This window comes from Afifella marina DSM 2698 (genome assembly GCF_900102695.1).
In the GTDB taxonomy this organism is placed as follows: domain Bacteria; phylum Pseudomonadota; class Alphaproteobacteria; order Rhizobiales; family Afifellaceae; genus Afifella; species Afifella marina.
Genome location: NZ_FMVW01000001.1, coordinates 36,022 through 54,749, shown reverse-complemented (window position 1 = coordinate 54,749; position 18,728 = coordinate 36,022). Strand labels below are relative to the sequence as shown.

Below are 18,728 nucleotides of genomic sequence, written 5' to 3'. Positions count from 1 at the left end.
GAGAAACAACCAATGACCTACGAGAATTTCACCTGCGAAACGGGTGGCGACGGAATTGCGCTCGTCACCTGGGACATGCCGAACCGCTCCATGAATGTCTTCACCGAAACGGTGATGGAAGAGCTTTCTGCAATCGTGGAATGGGCGGTGGCCGAAGACGCCGTAAAGGGCGTCGTCATCACCTCGGCGAAGAAGGATTTCACCGGCGGCGCCGACATCAACATGCTCTCCGACCTGCTCGGCGCGTTCGAAGCCAAGAAGGCGGAGAACCCGCAGGCGGCGACGGCCGAGCTGCTTGAGCGCGCCTCGCGCATGTCGCGCCTCTACCGGCGGATCGAGACCTGCGGCAAGCCCTTCATCGCAGCCGTTGCCGGCACCTGCATGGGCGGCGGAACGGAGCTGGCACTCGCCTGCCATGGTCGCGTCGTTGCCGAAAACGCCAAGATCGGGCTACCGGAAGTCAAGATCGGCATCTTTCCGGGCGCCGGCGGCACGCAGCGCGTGATGCGCATGGCCGATGCCGTTGCCGGCCTGCAATTCCTCTTGCGCGGCAACACGCTCAAGGCCGAGGCCGCCAAATCGATGGGCCTCGTCGAAAAGGTCGCCCCTGAAAGCGAGCTCGTCGAGGCTGCCAAGGCCATGCTGAGTGCGGGCGTATCACCCGTCAAACCTTGGGATCAGGAAGGTTACAAGCCGCGCGGAGCAACCGCAGTCTGGACGCCGGGCGGCTTCCAATTCTGGCCTGCCGCGAACGGCCTCTACCGCAAAGAGACACAGAACAACTACCCCGGTGCGCGGGCGATCATGCAGGCCGTCTTCGAGGGCGTGCAGCTGCCGATGGACCTCGCGCTTCAGGTGGAAAGCCGCTACTTCGCCAAGACGCTGCAGACCAAGGAAGCGCAGGCGATGATGCGCTCGCTCTTCGTCTCGTTGCAGGCGCTCAACAAGGGTGCCCGGCGCCCGGCCGGCGTTCCGGCAAGCGACCTGAAGCGCGTCGGCGTGCTCGGCGCCGGTTTCATGGGGGCCGGCATCGCCTATGTCACGGCGCGCGCCGGCATGGGCGTCGTCCTCATCGACCGCGACCAGGAGACGGCGGAGAAGGGCAAGCTGCATTGCGCCGGTCTTCTCGAAAAGGAAGTGGCACGCGGGCGCATGAGCGAAGAGGCCGCCGTCGGCATTCTTGAACGCATCGTGGCGACGCCAGATTACGGAGCACTCGCCGAGGCCGATCTCGTCATTGAGGCCGTCTTTGAAGACCGCAAGGTCAAGGCCGAGGTGACGGAGAAGGTGAAGGCACATCTGCCGGAGGGCGCGATCTTCGCTTCCAACACCTCAACGCTGCCGATCACCTCGCTTGCCAAAAACTGGCGCTCGGAGGCGGACTTCGTCGGCATCCACTTCTTCTCCCCTGTCGACAAGATGCAGCTCGTCGAGGTGATCCTCGGCGAGAAGACCGAGGACAAGGCACTCGCCGTCGCCCTCGATTATGTGCGGGCGATCCGCAAGACGCCAATCGTGGTCAACGATTCACGCGGTTTCTACGCCAATCGCTGCGTCACCGCTTATCTCCTCGAAGGCCATCTCATGCTTCTGGAGGGCGTGCCGCCGGCGATGGTGGAAAATGCGGGCAAGATGGCCGGCATGCCCGTCGGACCTTTGTCGCTCACCGACGAGGTCGGCGTCGATCTCGCCTGGAAGATCGTCAAGGCGACGGAGGCCGATCTCGGCGAAGGCGCCGTCTCGGCCGAGCAGAAGCGCCTCTTGTCGGAGATGGTGGAAAGCCGCGAACGCTTCGGCCGCAAGAACGGCAAGGGCTTCTATGATTACGCCGGCAAGGAAAAACACCTGTGGTCGGGGCTTTCCGAGATCGTGACGCCGAAATCGGCAGACGACTTCGATTTCGCCGAATTGAAGGACCGCCTTCTGGTGACCCAAGCGCTGGAAGCGGCACGCACCGTCGAAGAAGGTGTGATCGAGGATCCGCGCGAGGCCGATCTCGGCTCGATCCTCGGCTTCGGCTTTGCACCCTTCACCGGCGGAACGCTCTCTTATATCGACTTCATGGGTCTTCAGGAGTTCGTTGCGAAAGCGGAGAGGCTCGCCGCGACATACGGTCCGCGCTTCAAACCGAATGCGCTCCTGAAAGAGATGGCCGAAAAAGGCGAGACGTTTTACGGGCGCTTCGGCACGGCGGACACGAGCGAAAAGGCGGCCTGAGGCCGGTGTAATTTCTGATGTATGTCTGGGGCAGACTGCTGAAATTGGGGCTTTCGGGATCGAAAGCCCCTCTTCCCGTTCCGTTCGGCCAATCGGAGCTATCGTTCCTCACCTGGCCTTGGGATTGCGACACCAACCTGCACATCACCAACGGTCGCTATCTGATGCTGGCCGATATCGGGCGCTTCGACCTCTTTCGCCGCTTCGGTCTCTGGGATGAAGCAATGAAACGCGGCTGGGCACCGATGCTCGGCGGCGTCAACATCGTCTTCCGACGCGAGATCCGCATGTGGCAGCGCTTTCAGCTCACGTCGCGCATCGTCACCTGGGAGGGAACGAGCGTTATCGGCGAACATCGTTTTGTGCTCGGTGAAACGGGCGAGGGACAGGTCGCCGCCCAGGCTCTGACCTGGGGCGGCGTCTATGATCGCAAGGGCAAACGCTTCGTGCCCCCGGAGGAAATGTTTCAAATCCTGGGCGTCACCGCCGAGCCACCGGAGCCCGACGAGAACGTCGCCGCCTTCCTGGCCGCGCAGCGCACCCTGCGGGAGCGCGTCAAGGCAGGCTGAAGAGGCGACCGAGACGGCCGCCCGAAATCTCCTAAGCTGCCGAAGAAAAACAACCGCCCCGAGACCCTGGGCGGTTGTGCTTGCACTCCATTCAGGACTATATTCCTTAATCACGCGCAGGGCGGGAGCGCCCCACGATCATGGTCTGGACACACGCCACTGTTTGGGGCGCCATTGATGCGCTCGCCAGCCGCCACGGCCTCACCGTGTCCGGGCTCGCGCGCAAGGCCGGCCTCGACCCGACCGCCTTCAACCGATCCAAGAGATGCAGCGCCGATGGCCGGCCTCGCTGGCCCTCGACCGAATCCATTGCCAAAATTCTGACGGCGACCGGCGCCTCGCTTGAGGAATTCGTCGGCCTCGTAGAGACGCGCACGCGTTATGGCGGCCGGGCGGCCGATACGCGCCTGCCGGCCCCGGCGCAGGTGCCGCTTCTCGGCCTCGCACAAGCCGGTGCGGGCGGCTTCTTCGATGATGGCGGTTTTCCCGTCGGCCAGGGATGGGACGAGATCGACCTGCCGGTAGCCGACCGCGAAGGCTCTTATGCGCTCGAAGTCAGCGGTGATTCCATGCTGCCGCTCTACCGTAACGGCGATGTCATCATCGTCTCCCCGACCTCGCCATTGCGGCCGGGGGACCGGGTCGTTGTGAAGACGACGGAGGGCGAGGTGATGGCCAAGACCCTGCAGCGGCAGACGACGGACGCGGTCGAATTGCATTCGCTCAATCCGGAACATCCCGACCGCGTGCTGCCGCTTACCGAGATCGAGTGGATCGCACGCATCATCTGGGCGAGCCAATAAATCCGGCCGCCCCAGATGCGCGCCCTGACCCTCGTCAGCCTCCTTCTCGTCATCGGGCTCGTTTTTGGCCTTTTTGCGCTTCCCTCGCCTGCCCCCGACGACAGCGGCAGAGCAACCCCGGCCACACCGCAAGCAGCAACACCGCAGGCGCGCCCGCAAGAGGTCGAGCCGGCGACGCGCGACGTCACCCCGCGCGGCATGACGCTTGGCCCAAAGGTGCGCGGACCGCTCTTGCGCGTGGAGCCGCCTAAGCCTGAACGCGCCCGAGAAGACGAACCGCAAGAGCAAGAGGAGCAGGAGGCGGCGCCGACGGAAAGAACCGAGCGTCTCTTCCGCCCGGTCGTCATCGGCCTCGGCAAGATCGAAAGCGGCAAGCACAGCGTCCGGCTCGCGGGGATAGAACCGCTGGCGCCCGATGCGCGCTGCGGCGAGCCGGCCTGGCCCTGCGGCATGATGGGACGCTCGGCGCTGCGGCGGCTCGTCCGGGCACGCGCCATCGACTGCACGATCCCGGCGGGCGCGGAGGCGCTGCCGGAGACGACCTCATGCCGTCTCGGAGATGCCGATCTCGGCGAATGGCTGGTGAGCCAAGGCTGGGCGAAAGCCGCCTCTTCTCGCTACCAGGATGCGGAAGAGGCAGCGAAACGCTACAAGCGTGGCCAGTGGAGCACACAAAGGCTAGGCTTCACGCCCGACGCGGAGGAGAACGCGCCATTCTCCAGCGACCTCCCCCCGCCCGCACCTCTTTGACGCGGCGCATGCGGGACCGGGGCCGAACTCAGACGCGAAAATGCTTGGAGAGCTTGAGCGCCTGGCCCTGGTAATTGGAGCCGAGCCCCGCGCCATAAAGCGCCTTGGGCAGCGCCGCCATGCGCTCATAGACGAGGCGGCCGACCGTCTGCCCGTGCTCCAGGATGAACGGCACTTCCCGGCTCCGAACCTCGAGCACCGCCCGGCTGCCACGGCCACCCGCCGTATCGTCGCCGAAGCCCGGATCGAAAAAGCCCGCATAATGCACACGAAACTCGCCGACGAGCGGATCGAAAGGCACCATCTCCGCCGCCGTCTCCGCGGGCACATGCACGGCTTCGCGCGAGGCCAGGATATAGAACTGATCGGGATCGAGGATGAGGCCCGCCTTGTCGCTCGGCCGCAGAGGCTCCCAGAACTCAGCGACGTCATAGGTGCCCGGACGGTCGACATCGATGACGCCGGTGTGGCGCTTGCCGCGATAGCCGATGAGGCCGTCATCGCCGCCGGCAAGATCGACGGACAGAACGAGACCTTCGAAAAAGCGCGGATCGCTCGACAGAAACGACTTGTCCTGCAGCTCGCCAAGCTCATCGTCACCAAGGCGCGCATGACCGCGGCGGAAGCGGATCTGAGCGAGCCGCGAGCCGGTGCGGACGAGAACCGGGAAGGTGCGCGGCGAGATCTCCAGATAAAGCGGTCCGCGGTAGCCCGCCGGGATCTGGTCGAATGCATCGCCATTGTCGGCGATCACCCGCGTGAAGACGTCGAGGCGGCCGGTCGAGCTTTTCGGATTGGCGCTCGCAGCAACCGCTTGCGGCAACGCCAGGGATTCCAACAGCGGCACAATATAAACACAGCCGGTTTCGAGGACGGCACCGCCGGTGATGTCGAAAGCATGCAGCTTGAAGCGGTCGAGTTTTTTCTCCACCGCGCAATCGCGTCCAGGCAGGAAGCTGGCGCGCACACGGTAGGCCGTCTCGCCGAGGCGGAGATCAAGGCTCGCCGGCTGTACCTGGCGCGCATCGGGAGGCGTGGCGAGATCGATCTCGCCGGCTACAATCATCGCCTCGATCGCGCTGTCCGGCAAAATGCCGTCGCTGTTTTCTTTTGCGTTCATGCCCCCCGGTTAGCCGAAGCCAGGGGCGACGCCAAGTCGGCAGTTTCCCGCCCCCTCTCCGCAACGGCTGCGCCTCTTGCTGCCGCATGACGCATTCCCGCCTCACGGTCTTTCCTCGAGTGCAGCATTGACGCCGACCAAGTCGAAGAGTAATCGCCCCGAGTACTTCGTGGTGATTTGGCCGGCCGGCTTGCAGCCACGTAAAACAACTCGCTAAAAGGTCGGGGCGCATTCGACCCGGTCTGGCGGCGGCCCGGCCGGGTTTTCGTTTGTTTGAAGGCAGGAATGCGCCGTGACCGATAAAAAGTCTCTTCGCCCCGCCACCCAGCTCGTGCATGGCGGCACCACAAGATCGCAATTCTCCGAAACCTCTGAGGCCATCTTCCTCACGCAGGGTTTCGTCTATCCGAGCGCGGAAGCCGCCGAGGCGCGCTTCAACGGCGACGATCCGGGTTACGTCTATTCGCGCTATGCGAACCCGACGGTTGCGATGTTCGAGGAGCGCATGGCGCTTCTGGAGGGCGCGGAAGCGGCGAAGGCGACCGCCTCCGGCATGGCCGCGGTGACGGCGGCACTTCTCGCCGACATCGAAGCCGGCGACCATGTCGTCGCCTCGCGGGCGCTCTTCGGCTCCTGTCTTTACATCGTGTCGCAGCTGCTGCCGCGTTTCGGCGTCACCTCCACGCTCGTCGACGGGTCCAACCTCGATGAATGGCGGGCCGCAGTCACTCCGAAGACCAAGACGCTCTTCCTCGAAAGCCCGGCCAATCCGACGATGGAGCTCGTCGATATCGCGGCCGTCGCGGAAATCGGCCGCAGCGTCGGCGCACGCCTCGTCGTCGACAACGTCTTCGCGACGCCGGTCTTCCAGAAGCCGCTCGAACTCGGCGCTCATACCGTCGTCTATTCCGCCACCAAGCATATCGACGGGCAAGGCCGCTGCCTCGGCGGCGTGGTTCTGTCCAATGCCGAATGGGTGGAGGAGAAGCTCCTGCCCTTCGTCAAGCATACCGGCCCGGCGCTCAGCCCGTTCAACGCCTGGGTGCTTCTGAAATCGCTCGAAACGCTGGAACTGCGTGTGCGGCGCCAGGCGGAAACTGCGGCAAAGCTCGCCGAGATCATCGGCGCGCATGCAGCCGTCGCCCGCGTTCTCTATCCCGGCCATCCGGACCATCCGCAGGCCGAACTCGCCCGTCGGCAGATGAGCGGCGGCGGCACGATGATCGCCATCGATATGAAGGGCGGCAAGGACGCGGCCTTCCGGCTCGCCAACGCACTGCAGATCGTCAGCCTCTCCAACAATCTCGGCGACGCCAAGAGCCTCATCACGCATCCGGCGACGACGACGCATCAGAACGTTGCCGAAGACGTGCGGCGCGAGCTCGGCATCACCGAGGGCATGCTGCGCTTTTCCGTCGGGCTCGAAGATCCCGAAGACCTCGCCGAAGACGTGGCCCAGGCGCTCGACGCGGCTCTCTGAACGGAGCTCGGCTCAGAAGGTGCGCCAGCCGAGCAGAATGCGCGAGGTCGTGGTCACGGCGCAAAGCGCTGCGAAGAGGTAGGCGAGAGGCGGAAAAGCCGCGGGAAACAGGCAGAAGGCGAGGAAGAAGATCACCGTCTCCGCGCCTTCCATGAGCCCGGTCGTGAAATAAAGCGACTTCACGCCACGCTGGTCCGTCGTGATTTTCTTCTTTTCCGCCATCACAGCGAAGGCGAGAAAGCTCGCGCCGTTGACGTAGAAGGCGAGAAGTAGGATCGCGGCCGCAAGCGCATTGGCTGAAGGATCGGCAAGCGCGAAGGCGGCGGGGACGAGGCCGTAAAAGGCAAAATCGAGGGTGATGTCGAGAAAGCCGCCGCGATCGCTTAACCTCGTTGCACGCGCCACTGCGCCGTCGAGCCCGTCGGCGAGACGTCCAAGGAGGATGAGCACGAAGGCCAGCCCATAGGCCTCGACGACGATTGCACCGGCGGAGAGCAGGGCAAGACCGAAGCCGGCCAACGTCACCTGATCGGCGGTAATGCCGCGGCCGGCTAGCGCACGCCCGAGAGAGTTCAATCCCGGTTCGATCCGTTTCCGGATAAGCCCGTCGAGCATTTCCCGCCTCCCCGCTATCTCGTTCGCTCACCCCGCTCCTCTAGCGGTCCTCTCAGCAAGACACTATGAACGAATACAAACGACCTCGTGATTGGCGCGCCATCTTGCCGAGACTTTTCCTCTTTCTCGCGATCCTTTTCGTCGCCGCCGCCGGAGCGGCAAAGGCCGAGGAGCCGGTGATCCCCAATTTCTGGGATCCGCGCTCGCGCATCGAGCGCCCCAATATGGATGCGGTCGGTGCGATCCGCTTTCTGGTGACGGACGATTTCGCACCATTTTCGTTTCGCGACCGGCGCGGCGATCTCGTCGGCTTCGACATCGATCTGATCCGGGCGATGTGCGCGGCGCTCGAGGTCCAATGCGCGGTGCAGTCGCGCCCTTATGAGACGCTGGAGACGGCGCTTCGCGACAAGGAAGGCGACGCCATCATGGCGGGGCTCTCGCCCAATCCGGAAGGCGATGACCCGCTTCTCGCCACGCGCCCCTACCTCAAGATTCCGGCGCGTTTCGTCACCCTGAAAGAAACCGATTTTGAGCCCGACGGCGATATCGACGGCTTCGTCGGCGTCGTCTGCCACAGCGCGCATCAGGCCTTTTTGGGGGATTATTTCCCGAAGGCGCAGGTCGCCTGCTACCAGAACCCGGCCGCAGCATTGCAATCCTTGCAGGAGAAGCGTCTCACCGCCGTCTTTGGAGACGCGCTCAGCCTCGCCTTCTGGCTGCATGGCGCGGAATCGAAGGATTGCTGCCGCTTCGCCGGCGGGCCCTATCTCAGCGATGCGTATTTCGGCGACGGGCTGCAGATCGCCGTGCGGCCGCAAGAGCACGAGCTCAAGAGCGCGCTCGATTACGCGCTGCGCGAGACCTATCGCAACGGCACTTATGCCGAGCTTTATCTGCGCTATTTCCCCGTCGGCCTGTTCTGAGCCGTTGCCTCAGGCCCCACGCCGGAAGGGATAGAGAAGCGACCAGAGGAAACGGGCCGGCGCGCCGTCCTGGTGCGGCTTGAGGCCGAGACGCATGCTCACCTGCCCCGCTTCGGGCTCTTGCGTGTAGACGCGGAAGAGCCGGTCCCAGACGGAAAAGTTGAAGCCGTAATTGCTGTCGGTCTCGCGCCGCTCCACGGAATGGTGGATCCGGTGCATGTCCGGCGTCACGATGAGGACGCGCAGCATCCGGTCGACGCGATCGGGCAGACGGACATTCGAATGATTGAACATCGCCGCGCCGTTCAAAACGATCTCGAAGAGAAGAACCGACAGGACCGGCGCACCAATGAGGACGACGAAGGCCGCCTTCAGGCACATGGAGACGAGGATCTCGATCGGATGAAAGCGCAGCGCCGTCGTCACGTCGACGTCGACATCGGCGTGGTGCACGCGGTGAACGCGCCACAGGATCGGGATCTTGTGAAAGGCGACATGCTCCGCCCAGACGGTGAAGTCGAGCAGAATGAACGCAACCAGGCCCGCGAGAAGCGGATCGAGGCCGAGGATGCGGAAGAGGCCAAAGCCCTGCGCTTCGGCAAAAATGGCAGCGCCCACCGCCGCCATCGGAAAGATCACCCGCAGCACCGCGACATCGACGAGGAGGACCGCAAGGTTCGTCACCCAGCGCCGACCCTTAAGCGGATGTGCTTCGCGGCGCGGATAGGCGAGTTCAAACCCCGCCATCGCGCCGAAAATACCGAAGAAGGCGAGAAGCCGAATGCCGGCTTCGGAAAAGAGAAATCCGAAACTCATCACACCTCTTCAGATTGCCGCGGCTGCCTTGCGCGGCCTTAAACGCGACGGTAACGGGCCGTCGCCGAACGCTCCAGGGCCGCCGCCGTCAATTTGTCGATCGCGAGCCGGTCGCGCAGCAGGCTGAGAAAGCGCAACTCCTCCTGCGGCAGGTCGAGATCGGCGACCGCCACTTCGACCACCATGGCGTAAAGCGTGTCGTAGAGCTTCTCAGGCACCGCGTCTTCAAGCAGCGACAGCATGTTTTCTAGCCCGTCCGAACCGGCGAGGATTTCGGCAGCGGTGCGAGACACATCCGGCAGGCGGTCGCTATCGAAGCCTGAAAAGACCGGCAGAACGCGCGTCAGATTGCCGATCGTCATGAGTTCGGGATCGGCCATATGGCCGTCCACGGCCGAAACCGTGACCATGGCGTAGACGAGGGCATCCTGGGTGGAAACCGTTTGCGGCATTCTGGGCTCCTTGGCCGGCTGACATTGTCGGGTAGCTATGTTCGCGGAGGCTCCAGCGCAAGCTGGCCTGCGCCTCGACGCAACGCTTTCCTTGCGCTAGAGCTGCGCTCCCAGATTGCGGCACCGGCTCTTGACGACCCGGCCTCGGCCCCGATCGCGCAACCACCAGGATGAAAAATGTCTGCCCAAGCTCTGCCCGAAGAATGGCTCGCCGCCGCACAAGTCTCGAAGGCCTGGCCTTTCGAGGAAGCGCGCAAGCTGATCGACCGGCTGGAGAAACGTGGCGGAGAAAAGCGCGAGATCCTGTTTGAAACGGGCTATGGCCCTTCCGGCCTGCCGCATATCGGCACCTTCGGCGAGGTGGCGCGCACGACGATGGTGCGCCACGCCTTCCGCATCCTGACCAAGGACAGCGTGCCGACCCGCCTCCTCTGCTTTTCCGACGACATGGACGGGCTCCGGAAGGTGCCGGAGAACGTGCCTAACCGGGAGATGATGGAGGCGCATCTCGGCAAGCCGCTGACGGAGGTGCCCGACCCGTTCTCCAACGAGTACGACAGCTTCGGACGGGCGAACAATGCGCGGCTTCGCGCCTTTCTCGACAAGTTCGGCTTCGACTACGAATTCGCCTCGGCGACGGATTACTACAAGAGCGGCCGCTTCGACGAGACGCTCCTCAAGATGCTCTCCGTCTATGAGAAAGTGCGGGCGATCATTCTGCCGACGCTGGGTGAGGAACGGCGCGCCACCTATTCGCCCTTTCTGCCGATCTGCCCGCGGACCGGCATCGTCCTGCAGGTGCCGACGATCGCGCGCGATCCTGAAGCCGGCACCATCACCTATCTCGATCCGCAGACGAAAGAGGAAGTGACGGTCGGCGTCACAGGCGGACAGGTGAAGTGCCAGTGGAAGGCCGATTGGGCGCTGCGCTGGACGGCACTTGGCGTCGATTACGAAATGGCTGGCAAGGATCTCATCGATTCCGTCCGCCTCTCCTCGCAGATCTGCCGGGCTCTCGGCGGCAACCCGCCGGAGGGCTTCAATTACGAGCTCTTCCTCGACGAGAACGGCGAAAAAATCTCAAAGTCGCGCGGCAACGGGCTCACCATCGACGAATGGCTCGCCTATGCCTCGCCGGAGAGCCTGGCGCTCTACATGTTCCAGAAGCCGCGCTCGGCGAAGCGGCTTTATTTCGACGTCATCCCGCGGGCGGTCGATGAGTATTTCTCGCACCTTGCCGCCTATGAGGCGCAGGCGCCGGAGCAGAAGATCGTTAATCCGGTCTGGCACATCCATTCGGGTCAGCCGCCCGAAGTGGAGATGCCGGTCTCCTTCGCCATGCTCCTCAACCTCGTCTCGGCGTCGAATTCCGAAGACGCCCGGGTTCTCTGGGGCTTCATCTCCCGCTATGCGCCGGGGGCGAGTGCGGAAAGCCATCCGGCGCTCAATGAGCTCGTCGGCTACGCGATCCGCTACTACAACGATTTCGTCAAACCGACGAAGAGCTTCCGCGCGCCGACGGACACCGAGAAGGCCGCTCTGGCCGATCTCGACCAGCGCCTTTCGGCCCTGCCGGACAATGCCAGCGGCGAGGAGATCCAGAACGAGGTCTATGCCGTCGGCAAAGCGCACGACTTCGGCAATCTCCGCGACTGGTTCCAGGCGCTCTATCAGGTGCTTCTCGGCCAGGATCAGGGGCCGCGCTTCGGCTCCTTCGTGGCGCTTTACGGCATCGGCGAGACGCGGGCGCTGATCGCAAAGGCGCTCGAAGGCAAGCTCGCCGCGTAACCGCCGATCGGCTCGCCAGAGAAACGCACCCGAGAAAATTGAGCGGCCCTTCCGATCCTGCTTGACGGGAGGGCCGCCCGCAGCCAATTTGCGACCCGGCCGCGGGCGTAGTTCAGTGGTAGAACGTCAGCTTCCCAAGCTGAATGTCGTCGGTTCGATCCCGATCGCCCGCTCCAATCCTCCTCTCGCTTCCCGAGATCTCCGGACGCCTCACGGCTTGTTGAGGCCCGCTCCTTTGCGGGCTTGCGTTGTGACGCCAGATAGAGGCGATGGACGATCTCAACACGCCCTCTTTGAGCCGGCGCGCGCTTCTTTCCGGCAGCGCGGCACTCGCCCTTGCCTCCACCCTGCCGAACCGCCCTTCACAGGCGCAGGCGGTTGAGGCCGGCATGCGGAAGATCCCCTCCAGCGGCGAGATGATCCCCGCTGTCGGCCTCGGCACCTGGATCACCTTCAATGTCGGCAAAGATCCGGTGCTCCTCAAGCGCAGCGCGCAGGTGATGCAGGCCTTCTTCGACAGCGGAGGACGGGTCATCGATTCCTCGCCGATGTATGGCTCCTCGCAGGACACGCTCGGTTACGGCTTGTCGCAGCTCGGCCGCCCGGACGAGCTGTTTGCGGCCGACAAGGTTGTCGCCATCATCGGCGCCTTTTTGTCGGAGTGACGCCGCAGGCGCTGACTTTTTCGCAAAGGCCGCTTGCAGACAAAAAAGGCGCGACTGGGACGCCGCGCCTTCCTGTTGTCATTCTCGCGCTGTGCTCAGCCTGCGCTCACTTTCGGCTCGCGGTCCCAGACGCGCAGCTTGCCGAGGCTCTTCACGAAGTTCTTCGCCTCGCCGGCGCCCGAGAGGGCAACGCAGCCCGCATCCATGTCGGAGGCAATTCCCGCCTTCTCGAAGAGCATCTTCGCCGCCTGCGAATAGCCGATGAACTTGCAATGCACGAAGGCGTCGGAGACGAAATCCTTTGCCGGCGGCATATTGGCAAGCGCGGCAACCGCATCCTCGGAGGCAAGGATCGCCACCGCATCGTAGAGGACGGAAGGCCCGCCATCGATCTTCTCGTCGGCCTCGATCCAGGTGCCGTCGGAGGCTTCGACACCGCCCACCATCGGTGCCACGAATTCGATCATCGCGTCTTCCGCCTCAACTGCCGATTTCAGTGCTTTCACGAGATCGATATCGACACCATCCGTGACGAGCACACCGAGCTTGCGGCCGGCAAAACTCTCCGGGCCGTTCAAAATGATGGAGAGCTTGGGCGAGGTCTTGAGTTCCGTCTTCGTCGGCATGGCCGCTTCGATCGGCTCCGGCATCTCCTTGAGGCGCAGCCCGTCCGCCACCTTTTTCGCCAGATCCTCATCGACGTTCCTCAGATGGGCGACGATGCGGGCACGGATTTCAAGCGTCTCCACCTTGGAGAGTTCGAACGTGAACGCGGAAGCGATATGCCCCTGCTCAACCTCCGTCTGTGAGATGTAGAACTGCCGGGCCTGGCTGTAATGGTCGGCGAAGGTTTCGGAGCGGACGCGGCTCTTCTCGCCTTCGAGGGCTTCCGGATGCGAGGCAAAGCCCCTTTTCGGATCCTCGCGCGGCCCGCCTTCCTCGCCGCTCCAGGAATTCGGCTCGTAATTGGCGCGCCCCACCGGATTGTGGAACGCCATATGACCGTCCTGCTGGAAATGGTGGAAGGGGCAGCGCGGGGCATTCACCGGCAGATGTGTGAAATTGGTGGAGCCGAGACGCGACAGCTGCGTGTCGAGGTAGGAGAAATTGCGCCCCTGCAGGAGCGGATCGTTGGTGAAGTCGATGCCCGGCACGAGATTGCCCGTATGGAAGGCGACCTGCTCGGTTTCGGCGAAGAAATTGTCGACGCAGCGGTTTAAGACCATGCGCCCGACCGGCTTCACCGGCACCTCTTCTTCGGGAATGATCTTCGTCGCATCGAGCACGTCGAAATCGAACTTCTCGGCAAAATCCTCGTCGAAGAGCTGCAGGCCGAGCTCCCATTCGGGATAATCGCCCATCTTGATCGCGTCCCACAGGTCGCGGCGATGGAAATCCGGGTCGGCGCCGTTCAGTTTCAACGCCTCGTTCCAGATGACCGATTGCATGCCCTGCTTCGGCTTCCAGTGGAACTTGACGAAGGTCGATTTGCCCTCGGCATTGACGAAGCGGAAGGTGTGGACGCCGAAACCCTCCATGAAACGGAACGAGCGCGGGATCGTGCGGTCGGACATGATCCACAGCGCCATGTTGATCGATTCCGGCGTCAGCGAGATGAAATCCCAGAAATTGTCGTGCGCCGTCTGCGCTTGCGGAAATCCGCGATCGGGCTCCTGCTTGGCGGAATGGATGAGGTCGGGGAACTTGATCGCATCCTGGATGAAGAAGACCGGGATGTTGTTGCCGACGATGTCCCAGTTGCCTTCTTTCGTGTAGAATTTCACAGCGAAACCGCGCACGTCGCGGGCGAGATCGGCCGAGCCTTTGTTGCCGGCCACCGTCGAGAAGCGCACGAAGACATCCGTCTTCTCGCCCGGCCGCTGAAAGAGATCGGCTGCCGTGATGTCGGACAGGCTCTCGTAGGTCTCGAAATAGCCATGCGCGCCGAAGCCTCTCGCATGCACGACGCGCTCCGGGATCCGCTCGTGGTCGAAATGGAAGATCTTCTCGCGGAAATGCTGGTCTTCCAGAAGCGTCGGGCCGCGGCGGCCGGCTTTCAGTGAGTTCTGATCGTCGGAGACGGGGACACCCTGCGCCGTCGTCAGCGGCTTGCTCTTGCCAGTCGCAACCTGATGCACTTCGCCGCCCGTGCCGCGCAGCACCTTCTGATCGGCGAAGTCGACGGGTTTCATATCCTGATCAGATCTTGCCATGAGACTGTCTCCTCGATGCGGGCTGTCGATTGTCTGTCTCAGGCGCAACACGGGCCCCGATGGGCCCGTTCCCTCACATCGTGGAGACTTTCTTTAGCTGCGCAACGGAAGTGGCCGATCGGTGGATGATGCATCCGTGTCGGCCGCGATCTTGTCGCTCTGGTGGACGAACCATCTCCCTGGCCAGCCTCTCGAGAGGCCGGGCGGTGTTAAAATCACCGCCCGGCTTATGCACCCCGAGCAGGAACTGCCCGATCAGGAGATCCACGTTGAGGTGTTTGACGATCAGGCAGCGGCGCGACCGTCGAGCGTCTCGGTGAGGACGCGCAGCCAGTTGCGCACATGGGCGAAAACCAGGAACTCGTTGTGGACGCGCTGCTGCGCGCTCAGGCCAAAGGCGTCCCGGTGCTCCTGGTCAAGCAAAAGCTCGGTCAGCGTGCGGGCGATGTCGTCCGTGTCGTGGGCATCCTTGACGAGGCGGCCATCGAGATCCGGCCGGATCTGCTGGCGAAGACCCGCCGCCTGCGAGCCGACAATCGCCGCGCGTTTCCACATCGCCTCCGTGACCGTCAGGCCGAAACCTTCGCGGACCGAATTCTGCACGACGATATCCGAGCAGCGCTGCAGCGCGTTGACAAGGAGGGCGTTGTTGACGGGCGAGGTCATCGGCAGGGAGATGACGGCGATCGCGTCCTGCAGGTCGGGGTCGAGCGAGAGGTAGGTGTCCATCACCTCTTGCAGCGCCTCTAGACCTTCCGGATCGTCGGTCACCGATTCCGGGTCGGGACCGGCGAGCACCAGCCGCGCCAGGTCGAGCGGGAGGCGCTCCTCCTCGCTCAGCGTGTTCGTCTTCAAGGCTTCTTTCATCTTCACGAAGCCCTGCATCAAAGGCACCCAGCCCTTGAGACGGTCCCAGCGGGACACCTGCGTGACGATGGGTCGGAAGAGAAGGCCGAGGTCTTCAGGCTCGGTCGCCGGCGCCCATTCTCCGCTCCTCTGCAGCCGTTGCGCACGCTCTTCGAAAGGCGGCGTCAATGTCGGGCCGGTCGCCGTGATCAGACCGCCATTGGCTAGGATGCCGGCGAGCTTGTGCACCGGCAGATCCCGGTTCTTGTGGCTCAAGGGATCGATGGAGGGATGGATGATGCTGGCCCGTCCGGCGAGGCAGCGCGGGATATATTCCGGCGCCGTGAAGACCGTGTGGTCGTATTTCACCGCCCATTGCTCCAGGAAATCCCAGGCGGCGATGGTTTCCGGCGTCTCCTCGTCGAGGCCGATATGGCAGCGCCAAATGGCGGTCAGATCCATGCGCTCGCGCAGAAGCGCGCCGGCTCCGAGCGGCTGCGGATCGTGGATGACGAGAACGTCGTTCGGCTTCACGAACTCGGCGAGACGGGCCGCCACCGAATGGCTCACCTTCTCGTAAAGCGCATGGGCGCCGTTACTGAGATCGGGGTCCCCCGCCCCATGGATGAGATTGTGGATCTGTTTGGTGAGGCGGAAAAACTCGTCCTCGTCGCTTTCCATGACGAGCCAGTTGGCGTCGACGCCGAGTTCGCGCAGCAGGGTGATCAACGGCGGCAAAAGCTCCGCAACGCCGCCGCCATGAGCCGTCGAGTTGACCATCCAGACACGCCGCCCCTGCAATTTCGGCAGGAGCATTTCAGCCTCGTCGCGGAGATCGCGCACATCGTTGCTCAGATGCGCGATGCGCTCGTAATCCTTCAGCGAGGCGTGGTGGTCGGAATCGATGAGTCGTGCCATGCCTGTTCTCAAATCCTCATGGGTTCAACGCCGCAGATGCAAAACCTATGCCGGGGGTTCGCTCGGGGAAGGTCACAATGTGGCCGAGCTTGCGAATAAAAGCGCCAACGAGGAGCCTGTGAACGCGAATCTTGTCGGCAAAAATCACAGTTGAACGACAGAAAGTGTCAAAGAAGCGCGGCCAGAGACAGAGGCGGCCATCTGCGGGAAAGGAAGCTCAGCTTCCAGGGTGGACGGCTTTTCTAACCATAAGCCGTCTTAGGCTCAACCGGAGCCGCCGAAATTGGCCCGCAGGACTTGCACCCCAAGGTCCGGAACGTTTCGCATCAGAGCCGCGCGGGCGAAGGATGGTTGGAGGTGGCACAACCTGTCGTCTCGCAAATCGCAGACCCAGGCAGCGGCTTGCGAGCCATGTCCATTTGCGCAACGGCGCACTCAACCATGAACCGCTGAGCAATGTCCCCGTGGCGCTTGGAGTATCGGGCCTCATCCCGCGCGCCCTCGACAGCCCGTGGGCCGTCTTCTCCCACAGAAACGGGCGGCGCAGGAGCTGGAAGAACGCCTGCCAGGAGGCGAGCGACATCGCCAGCCAATAAAAGGGCAGGAGCGCAATCATGGGCACGAGGTCCGGCCGTCCCACCGATCGCAGCCCGCGGAAGGCCATAATCGCCGAGGACAGGACGAGCACCGTCACGTTGAGGAAATTCGTGGCGAAAAGGCTCCAGGAGAGGAGGCCGTCCGGCTCCGGCATGCCGCCGAAGGACAACGCCGCCAGGAGGCCGACAAGGCAGGCAGGTGCGTAGGCAAGCAGTCCGGCAACGCCCATCCCCAGAATGGCCAGAACCGCCAGGCGGTCCTTAGCAGTCAGAGCTGGTGCAGAGCCCTGCGCCGGCCACATGGCGACAAGGAGAGACTGCATCCAGCCCTTCACCCAACGACGGCGCTGTCCCATCCATTGCGAAAGCGAAACCGGCGCTTCCTCGAAGGTGCGCGAGGCGATCGTGATGCTGCGATACTTGTAGCGCGCGAGCCTGATTCCGAGATCGGCATCCTCGGTGACGTTGAAGGGATCCCAGGCCCCGATCCTCTTCAGGACAGCGAGCGGAAAATGGTTGGATGTGCCACCGAGCGGGAGCGGCATCCGCCACTCGGCGAGGGCCGGCAGGAACACGTCGAAATTGGCCGCATATTCGAGGGCAAACAGCTTCGAGATGACGTTCTCGGTGTTGTCGATGGTGAGCCGCGCCTGCACGCACCCAAGTGCCGGGTCATTCGCAAAGGCGGCCGCCGCCTTGCGCAGTTGATCGGGTTCGGGGCGATCTTCCGCGTCATAGACGACCACGAGGCGCCCTGTGGCGAAGGGCAGGCCATAGACGAGAGCCTTCGGTTTCGTACGCGGCTCCTGCGGCGGAACGGCGACGATCTGGTACCGCGGATGGCACGCATGAAGCCTTGCGGCGGCAAGCGTTGCCTCGTCCTCGGCCTCGATCAAGAGGAGGCATTGCAGCTTCGAGGAGGGATAATCGATGCGATCGAGATGGGAAATGAGATCAGGCACGATCCCGGCCTCGCGGTAGAGCGGCACGAGGACCGTGTAGCTCGGCAGATCCGCATCTCTCAAAGGCGAGGCAGGCCGTTCGGTCGTCTGCAGGAAGGCAATGGCCGATTTGAGCAGCATGGAAAGAAAGAAGAAGACACTCAAAAGCACCGCGACGATGCGCCCGGAGGGCAGGGGCGAGACGAGGATCAGAGCGATCAAGGCCATCGGCGCCGCAGCGATCGCGAGCCGTCCTTTTGGCGAGCTGCAGAGAAGCGCCGAGAGCTGCGGCTTTGCGCGTGCCAGCCGATGCGCGGCGCAATAGGCAAGGCCGGCGTCGTTGCGCGCCAGAAGGCAGGCCTGGATCGTCGCCGGATCGGCGATCGCAAAGCGCTCTTTGAGCTCGGGCCGCCCCGCCAAAAGGCGCTGCAATTCCTCGACCCGGGCGGGCCCCTCAGGTGCGAGCACGAGGACGCGCGCAGCGTCCTTCTCAACGAGCATTTGCCTGGATCTGGCGATGGTTTCCACAGTCGGCGGCAGGGCCTCCGGCAGGAGCGTCACCGGCTCGCCTTCGCCGATGAAAGGCAGTTCAAGATGCTCGGCAAGAAGCCGCCAGTAGAGGGTGCGTGAAAAGCCCGGCAGAGCCATCAATTCCTGGCTGGCTGCGGTTCCGCGCTGTCTCGCGAGCTGGGCCGCGAGAGCGAGGGTTCTCGGCGTGAGGCCGCGCCCGGCGAGGAAAGCGATATCGGCCGGCAGCGCCGCTCTGCCTGGGCGGTGCAAATCGGCAGGAGATGGAGCGGACGGCGAAGTACGTGCGGTGCGGGAAACCGCCGGAAAGGCCCGTCTCGGCGGCACGGACACAGGTTGACGCGACCCGCCGCCGATGCGGCGGATACCCGGACTTTCCCCTTGCAAGCTCGCCCCCCTTCAAGCCCGCCAGAGATACAACTTTAGCACGAGGCGCGTGGTAAACAAATCCTTAGCGGAGCGCTCCGCCGAGACGCAAAGAGCTT

The 18,728-nt window shown here is 63.6% G+C and carries 15 protein-coding genes, 1 tRNA gene and 1 riboswitch; of the genes, 9 read left to right on the top strand and 7 right to left on the bottom strand.

Annotated features, from left to right (window positions below; all coding sequences use genetic code 11):
- Positions 1-12 precede the first annotated feature (12 nt).
- From BLP76_RS00270 to BLP76_RS00255, 4 genes are all read left to right on the top strand, one after another.
- Positions 13-2,217: a 3-hydroxyacyl-CoA dehydrogenase NAD-binding domain-containing protein gene (locus BLP76_RS00270; protein ID WP_092808907.1), complete on the top strand. Its 2,205-nt coding sequence runs from the start codon at positions 13-15 to the stop codon at positions 2,215-2,217.
- A 17-nt stretch (positions 2,218-2,234) separates the two neighbouring features.
- Positions 2,235-2,786 (top strand): thioesterase family protein, encoded by a 552-nt coding sequence (locus tag BLP76_RS00265; protein ID WP_092808906.1) that lies wholly within the window; start codon positions 2,235-2,237, stop codon positions 2,784-2,786.
- Between the two features lie 140 nt (positions 2,787-2,926).
- A complete protein-coding gene (locus tag BLP76_RS00260; RefSeq protein ID WP_092808905.1) occupies positions 2,927-3,589 on the top strand; it encodes a S24 family peptidase in 663 nt (220 codons plus the stop codon).
- Between the two features lie 15 nt (positions 3,590-3,604).
- Positions 3,605-4,339 (top strand): thermonuclease family protein, encoded by a 735-nt coding sequence (locus BLP76_RS00255; protein ID WP_092808904.1) that lies wholly within the window; start codon positions 3,605-3,607, stop codon positions 4,337-4,339.
- A gap of 28 nt (positions 4,340-4,367) precedes the next feature.
- On the opposite strand, the gene BLP76_RS00250 is transcribed toward BLP76_RS00255, so the two are convergent.
- A complete protein-coding gene (locus BLP76_RS00250; protein WP_092808903.1) occupies positions 4,368-5,459 on the bottom strand; it encodes a 2'-deoxycytidine 5'-triphosphate deaminase in 1,092 nt (363 codons plus the stop codon).
- 159 nt (positions 5,460-5,618) lie between these two features.
- Positions 5,619-5,696: riboswitch (SAM riboswitch) on the top strand.
- A 55-nt stretch (positions 5,697-5,751) separates the two neighbouring features.
- Here BLP76_RS00250 and BLP76_RS00245 point away from each other — a divergent pair.
- Positions 5,752-6,939, top strand: coding sequence for an O-succinylhomoserine sulfhydrylase (locus BLP76_RS00245; protein ID WP_092808902.1), 1,188 nt, complete (start codon positions 5,752-5,754; stop codon positions 6,937-6,939).
- Between the two features lie 12 nt (positions 6,940-6,951).
- On the opposite strand, the gene BLP76_RS00240 is transcribed toward BLP76_RS00245, so the two are convergent.
- The gene (locus BLP76_RS00240; RefSeq protein WP_092808901.1) at positions 6,952-7,554 is read right to left on the bottom strand and encodes a CDP-alcohol phosphatidyltransferase family protein; all 603 of its coding nucleotides are present in this window, start codon (positions 7,552-7,554) and stop codon (positions 6,952-6,954) included.
- 104 nt (positions 7,555-7,658) lie between these two features.
- On the opposite strand from BLP76_RS00240, the gene BLP76_RS00235 reads away from it, so the two are divergent.
- Entirely contained in the window at positions 7,659-8,480 is an 822-nt protein-coding gene (locus tag BLP76_RS00235) for a transporter substrate-binding domain-containing protein (protein WP_170130549.1), read from the top strand.
- Between the two features lie 9 nt (positions 8,481-8,489).
- On the opposite strand, the gene BLP76_RS00230 is transcribed toward BLP76_RS00235, so the two are convergent.
- Positions 8,490-9,299, bottom strand: coding sequence for a sterol desaturase family protein (locus BLP76_RS00230; RefSeq protein WP_420867608.1), 810 nt, complete (start codon positions 9,297-9,299; stop codon positions 8,490-8,492).
- Between the two features lie 35 nt (positions 9,300-9,334).
- Positions 9,335-9,748: a tellurite resistance TerB family protein gene (locus BLP76_RS00225; protein WP_092808898.1), complete on the bottom strand. Its 414-nt coding sequence runs from the start codon at positions 9,746-9,748 to the stop codon at positions 9,335-9,337.
- Between the two features lie 177 nt (positions 9,749-9,925).
- Here BLP76_RS00225 and BLP76_RS00220 point away from each other — a divergent pair, with 177 nt between their 5' ends.
- The 3 genes from BLP76_RS00220 to BLP76_RS18510 all read left to right on the top strand — a co-directional run bounded on the left by BLP76_RS00220 (position 9,926) and on the right by BLP76_RS18510 (position 12,201).
- Positions 9,926-11,536 (top strand): lysine--tRNA ligase, encoded by a 1,611-nt coding sequence (locus BLP76_RS00220; protein ID WP_092808897.1) that lies wholly within the window; start codon positions 9,926-9,928, stop codon positions 11,534-11,536.
- A 101-nt stretch (positions 11,537-11,637) separates the two neighbouring features.
- Positions 11,638-11,712 (top strand) — tRNA-Gly (locus BLP76_RS00215).
- Between the two features lie 93 nt (positions 11,713-11,805).
- A complete protein-coding gene (locus BLP76_RS18510) occupies positions 11,806-12,201 on the top strand; it encodes an aldo/keto reductase (protein ID WP_111328847.1) in 396 nt (131 codons plus the stop codon).
- Positions 12,202-12,296: 95 nt separating this feature from the next.
- On the opposite strand, the gene BLP76_RS00205 is transcribed toward BLP76_RS18510, so the two are convergent.
- The 3 genes from BLP76_RS00205 to BLP76_RS00195 form a co-directional block, all read right to left on the bottom strand.
- A complete protein-coding gene (locus tag BLP76_RS00205; RefSeq protein ID WP_092808896.1) occupies positions 12,297-14,414 on the bottom strand; it encodes a catalase in 2,118 nt (705 codons plus the stop codon).
- A 285-nt stretch (positions 14,415-14,699) separates the two neighbouring features.
- The gene (locus tag BLP76_RS00200; protein ID WP_092808895.1) at positions 14,700-16,178 is read right to left on the bottom strand and encodes a glycosyltransferase; all 1,479 of its coding nucleotides are present in this window, start codon (positions 16,176-16,178) and stop codon (positions 14,700-14,702) included.
- A gap of 217 nt (positions 16,179-16,395) precedes the next feature.
- A complete protein-coding gene (locus BLP76_RS00195; protein WP_139163644.1) occupies positions 16,396-18,363 on the bottom strand; it encodes a glycosyltransferase in 1,968 nt (655 codons plus the stop codon).
- Positions 18,364-18,728: the final 365 nt, after the last annotated feature.